The 1439-nt window shown below is 67.1% G+C and carries 1 protein-coding gene; it reads left to right on the top strand.

The features are described 5' to 3' along the window. On the top strand, nucleotides 1-1439 hold a 1439-nt coding region (locus tag HMPREF2716_RS10650), incomplete at both ends, for an acetaldehyde dehydrogenase ExaC (RefSeq protein WP_070621887.1).

Below are 1439 nucleotides of genomic sequence, written 5' to 3'. Positions count from 1 at the left end.
CGCTACGGCAACTACATCGGCGGCGAGTTCGTGCCTCCGGTCAAGGGCCAGTACTTCACCAACACCTCGCCGGTGAACGGCCAGCCGATCGCCGAGTTCCCCCGTTCCACCGCCGAGGACATCGACAAGGCCCTCGACGCCGCCCACGCCGCCGCCGACGCCTGGGGCCGCACCTCGGTGCAGGAGCGCTCGAACATCCTGCTGAAGATCGCCGACCGCATCGAGCAGAACCTGGAACTGCTCGCCGTCACCGAGACCTGGGACAACGGCAAGGCCGTGCGCGAGACCCTCAACGCCGACATCCCCCTGGCCGCCGACCACTTCCGCTACTTCGCCGGCTGCATCCGCGCCCAGGAAGGCTCCGCCGCCGAGATCAACGACAGCACCGTGGCCTACCACATCCACGAGCCCTTGGGCGTGGTCGGGCAGATCATCCCGTGGAACTTCCCGCTGCTGATGGCCGCCTGGAAGCTGGCCCCGGCGCTGGCCGCCGGCAACTGCGTGGTGCTCAAGCCGGCCGAGCAGACCCCGCTGGGCATCTGCGTGCTGCTGGAACTCATCGGCGACCTGCTGCCGCCGGGCGTGCTCAATGTCGTCCAGGGCTTCGGCAGGGAGGCCGGCGAGGCCCTGGCCACCAGCAAGCGCATCGCCAAGATCGCCTTCACCGGTTCCACCCCGGTCGGCTCGCACATCCTCAAGTGCGCGGCGGAGAACATCATTCCCTCCACCGTCGAGCTGGGCGGCAAGAGCCCGAACATCTATTTCGAAGACATCATGCAGGCCGAGCCGGCGTTCATCGAGAAGGCCGCCGAGGGCCTGGTGCTGGCTTTCTTCAACCAGGGCGAGGTGTGCACCTGCCCGTCCCGCGCGCTGGTCCAGGAGTCGATCTACCCGGCGTTCATGGAAGAGGTGCTGAAGAAGGTCAGGGCGATCAAGCGCGGCGACCCGCTGGACACCGAGACCATGGTCGGCGCCCAGGCTTCCCAGCAGCAGTACGAGAAGATCCTCTCCTACCTCGACATCGCCCAGCAGGAAGGCGCCGAGCTGCTCGCCGGCGGCAGCGTCGAGAAGCTCGAAGGCAACCTGGCCAGCGGCTACTACATCCAGCCGACCCTGCTCAAGGGACACAACAAGATGCGCGTGTTCCAGGAGGAAATCTTCGGCCCGGTGGTCGGCGTCACCACCTTCAAGGACGAAGCCGAGGCCCTGGCCATCGCCAACGACACCGAGTACGGCCTCGGCGCCGGCCTCTGGACCCGCGACATCAACCGCGCCTACCGCATGGGCCGCGGGATCAAGGCCGGTCGCGTGTGGACCAACTGCTACCACCTGTACCCGGCCCACGCCGCGTTCGGCGGCTACAAGAAGTCCGGCGTCGGTCGCGAGACGCACAAGATGATGCTCGACCACTACCAGCAGACCAAGAACCTGCTGGTGAG

It is taken from the genome of Pseudomonas sp. HMSC076A11 (assembly GCF_001810205.1).
In the GTDB taxonomy this organism is placed as follows: domain Bacteria; phylum Pseudomonadota; class Gammaproteobacteria; order Pseudomonadales; family Pseudomonadaceae; genus Pseudomonas; species Pseudomonas aeruginosa.
Note: the sequence above shows the minus strand (reverse complement) of the source record. Positions and strands in the feature narration are given on the sequence as shown.